This window comes from Streptomyces sp. NPDC026394 (genome assembly GCF_055567735.1).
Genome location: NZ_JBVHPX010000062.1, coordinates 1 through 3,787, shown reverse-complemented (window position 1 = coordinate 3,787; position 3,787 = coordinate 1). Strand labels below are relative to the sequence as shown.

4 protein-coding genes and 1 pseudogene are annotated in these 3,787 nt (G+C 61.3%); 4 read left to right on the top strand and 1 reads right to left on the bottom strand.

What is annotated here, in order from left to right; genetic code table 11:
* The first annotated feature begins 280 nt into the window (after positions 1 to 280).
* The 4 genes and pseudogenes from ACZ4QV_RS42385 to ACZ4QV_RS42370 form a co-directional block, all read left to right on the top strand.
* Positions 281 to 835: a hypothetical protein gene (locus ACZ4QV_RS42385; RefSeq protein WP_467764558.1), complete on the top strand. Its 555-nt coding sequence runs from the start codon at positions 281 to 283 to the stop codon at positions 833 to 835.
* 33 nt (positions 836 to 868) lie between these two features.
* Entirely contained in the window at positions 869 to 1,258 is a 390-nt protein-coding gene (locus ACZ4QV_RS42380) for a hypothetical protein (RefSeq protein ID WP_467764557.1), read from the top strand.
* A 236-nt stretch (positions 1,259 to 1,494) separates the two neighbouring features.
* Entirely contained in the window at positions 1,495 to 1,830 is a 336-nt protein-coding gene (locus tag ACZ4QV_RS42375; RefSeq protein ID WP_467764556.1) for a hypothetical protein, read from the top strand.
* A gap of 59 nt (positions 1,831 to 1,889) precedes the next feature.
* A pseudogene (locus tag ACZ4QV_RS42370) lies at positions 1,890 to 2,117 on the top strand (transposase); the annotation flags it as partial.
* Between the two features lie 820 nt (positions 2,118 to 2,937).
* Here the strand turns inward: ACZ4QV_RS42370 and ACZ4QV_RS42365 are convergent.
* Positions 2,938 to 3,291: an SH3 domain-containing protein gene (locus tag ACZ4QV_RS42365; RefSeq protein ID WP_361615126.1), complete on the bottom strand. Its 354-nt coding sequence runs from the start codon at positions 3,289 to 3,291 to the stop codon at positions 2,938 to 2,940.
* Positions 3,292 to 3,787 lie beyond the last annotated feature (496 nt).

The window sequence follows — 3,787 nt, the reverse complement described above, 5'->3', positions numbered from 1 at the left end:
CACCCGCTACGACAAGACCGCCGAGTCCTACCAGGCAGCCGTCACCCTCGCATCGCTCCTGATGTGGGCCTGACATTTGAAGACAACTCCTAGCGCTAAGGGCCATACGGACCTTGCCGACTGTTGAGAAGTCAACAACTATCCGCAGTGCGCCGACGCCCGTGCGGCCCAGGGCCATGAGACGGGCCGAAGCATCCTGAGCTCCACAGATGAGGGGGACTTCTTCATGTCTGGATTTGTTAATGCCCGGACCGGCGCGCCGCTGAGGTGCCGTGCGGCCGTGGTGGCCGGTATCGCCGCTGGGGCTGTCTTCGTCACCACCGCTGCCGCTCACGCCTCCGGTGCGCCGTCGCGTCCTGAGGCAACGGCGTCTGCCACCGCTGTAACCGCCCCCAGCAGCGGACTGGAGGGTGTCGGCACCGATGACCAGGTCCTGAAAGGACTGGAGACGGCGTTGACACTCATCGACTCCATCCCTGACGAGGTGCTTGCGCAGGGGGAGGAAGCCACGGCGCAGTGGCTGACTGAGCGCATCCCCTCCAAGTCGGCCGGCGACATCCAGGCGCGGGCCTTCGACCTGGGCGGATGCGTGCGCGGCATTGCGGTCGCCCTCGGCTCCAACCTCTTCGCCCTCGGTAAGGTCTACAAACTGAAGAAGGCCATCGACAAACTCGGCGGCGTCAAAAAGATCATCGCAAAGATCAGGTCCAAGAAGAAGATGGGCAAGACGTTCAAGAAGGGGATCATGGAAGTCTTCGAAGAAGCTGGATCGGGCCTCGGAGCAATCGGCGCGGAGATACTGGGCGTAGACGGTGTCATCAAGCACTGCTGGTGACACACGGGCAGACGAAGGGCCGGTGCCTTAACTATGGAGCTAGCCGCGGCCGTCCTGCGCTGGGGATTTTTCGGCGTCGGGTCTGTCTTGCTGATGGCATTCGTCATCACCGCTGCCCGCCAGCGCCGCGCTGGTGCCAGCTTCGTCGAACTGGCTGAACTGATGGAACGCGAGTGGTTCAGCGCTGGGAAGGTGTTCTTCACGGTCCTCGTCGGGATTGTCGGCTCATGGTCGGCGGCGTACGTGGGCGGCACTCGCAGCGGACTGCAGGAAACCGTCCCGATCCTCTTTCCTCTGGGCGTTGTCGCCACCTTTGTCGTCTGCAGCTTGACCAAGAGGGACAGCAGTAATTCTCTGCAGATGAAAGCGCTGGTGCTGCTGGCCGCCCCCCTGCCGATCGGCGCTGTGATGACGGGCTGGTAAGCCACGTCACCATGCGATCGAGGGCCTGCCGGCGTCCTGCAGGTCCTCCGGCGCGTGGCACACCAGTCAACCGCTACGCGGAAAGCGCTTCTTGCCCGGGCGACGCAAGGCCCCGACTACCCGCTCGATCACATCGAGGCCTCCGGATCTTGGGCACCTCGGCTATGCAAGACCAACCGTCTCTGATCAAGAGGGCTTGTACATCCGCTACACGAAAGCTGGGAGCGACAAGGAACATGATGTTGTTTTCGAACAAGGCGCAGAAGGAGCCGGTGATCGTCGTACGTGACAGCCAGGAAGCCCTGACTCGCCTGCGTCAGGCGCTGGAGTCCGCCGGTCCCGCAGAGCGCCCAGGCCTGGAGCGTGCGGTGGACATCGCAGAGGCCACCGCTGCTCTCGCGGATGAACAGGTGCGTAGAAGCTGGGTGCGCGGCATCCTCAAGGCCGCGGGGGCCGATGCCGAGCGGGACCTGGTAGGTGCGGTGAAGTCGCTGCGTCAGGCTGTTCCCAGCCTGACGCTCACGGCTGCCTACCAACTTGTGAAGGACGACGCGAACCACGCGGCTTACTGATCATTTCAGAATGAGTTCGGTTCAGGGCCTTGGCAGTTGGGCTGATCGGCGGCAGAGTTCTGCGGGTTTCGGATGATCTTGTGCCTGATGATCTGTGGGACCGTGTCGCTCCGCTGCTCCCTGCTCGCCCGCCGCGGCGTCGGCGGTATCCGGGCTGGCTGCCCGCGGATGACCGTGCGGCTCTGCGCGGGATCGTCTACGTCTTACGCACGGGTGTGACCTGGGCGGGCGTGCCGACCGAGACGATCGGCTGCAGTGGGGTGACGTGCTGGCGGCGTCTGCGGGACTCTGTAGGCTGATGCCGAGATTTCTAGGTGAGCGAGTGCGTGACTGAGAGCACTGCCCGGGCAGACTGGTCTAATTTTGCGCGGCTCGATTCAGTATTCCACTCCGGTCTGCCGGACTGGCAAATGATCAATCAGGTAAGCCCCTGCTAGTATCAACCCGATCCGGCCCGCAGCTCGCCGAGGAGGCGATTGAATCATGGTGCGCCCGATACCGTCTTGGGCGGCTGTTTCCATCCTCACTGTATCAGCGCTTGGGATAGTCGCCTTTCTTGCATCCCAGACTAGTGAATCCGCCGCCCTGTCCGCTGTTGAGAAGAAAACTGCGGCGAGTGCAAGCCCTCGCGTCGGCGAAAAAAAGCCTGACCCGCCCAGGCCGCCTGCTATCCCAAAAAATTCAGGCAGCGGCAGGCGGATTGTATATTCTCTTGCAAGTGACCGGATATGGCTGACCAGCGGGGGTGGCGGTGAGCACTTCGTAACCTTTACTGCATGGCCTGGGGCAGTGGATCCGAAAGTCGGTAAGCATGCGGTGACCGGCCGACGAGAATCCACCATAGGCAGCGATGGTATCCCGGTTGTTCGGGCCGTCTACTTCTCCGGTCCAGGGAGTAGACCGGCAGCATTTTCGGCTGCCGAGAATGGCGCTTCCCCTGAACCCGCACCAGGTAAAGAGACGAGTGCCATACGCCTTCGGGCCGAAGATTCCGAGAAGCTGTGGCGATTTGCAAATATTGGCACCAGCGTTTCTGTGGTGCAGTAATGGCATGATTGTCGGGTGTACTCGGCGGAAGCTAGCTTCCGCCGAGTACACCTTGGTGGTTCACGTCTGAACGTAGGCTCCGTTTATGTAACCGGTGACGCCTGTAGTGTTGTCGCGAACCTTCACCCAGTTGAACTCGCCATTGACGTTCTCCCCGCGCACGCTGGCCAGGAAAGTCACCTTGTGAGACTTGTATGCGAGGCCGAGCGAAGGCGACTTTGTCGTGGCATTTGCGCGTATATGGACGCCATCAACGAGAATCTTGACACTGTCTGCGGCCCGACTCGAAACCCGTGAGGGCGCGGCGGCGGAATCGGAAGAGGATGAGACGGCTTCCGCAGGCGAGATCGAAAGCGCCAGCGCGGCGCTAGATACCGCTGCAGAAAGAGCAAGGGCGGATTTCCTGGGAATCATGACATCTCCAGTTCTCGTGTGCCCAACCACGTCGGTGGGAGGCAATCAGCGATACGGCTTGCGGATGCGCGCCGCAGCTCCGATTGGCTTGGAGTGACTGAAGAGATACTAAGGTGACGTCTAGTCAGGAATCAAACGTTAATGAAAGTTCGGGACTAAGGCCCCGGACCTTTTTCGAAGGAAACCCCAAGCCATTAACCCTAAAGGCCCTACTATTGTGGAATTGCAGGCGCTGAGGCGTCGTCTTATGTGACTGGCACTCCATTGGCACCCGCACGCGTGTGGGGTGTGGGGTGCGGGGTTTTTCGTATGGCGGGAGTTGCCTTTCGCCAGCTGTCTCGTTGATGACATCGGTGGTGCGCGCAGGATTCAGGTGCTGCCTTAGGAGTTGTCTTCAAATTTCAGGCCCACATCAGGAGCGATGCGAGGGTGACGGCTGCCTGGTAGGACTCGGCGGTCTTGTCGTAGCGGGTGGCGATGCCGCGCCATTGTTTCA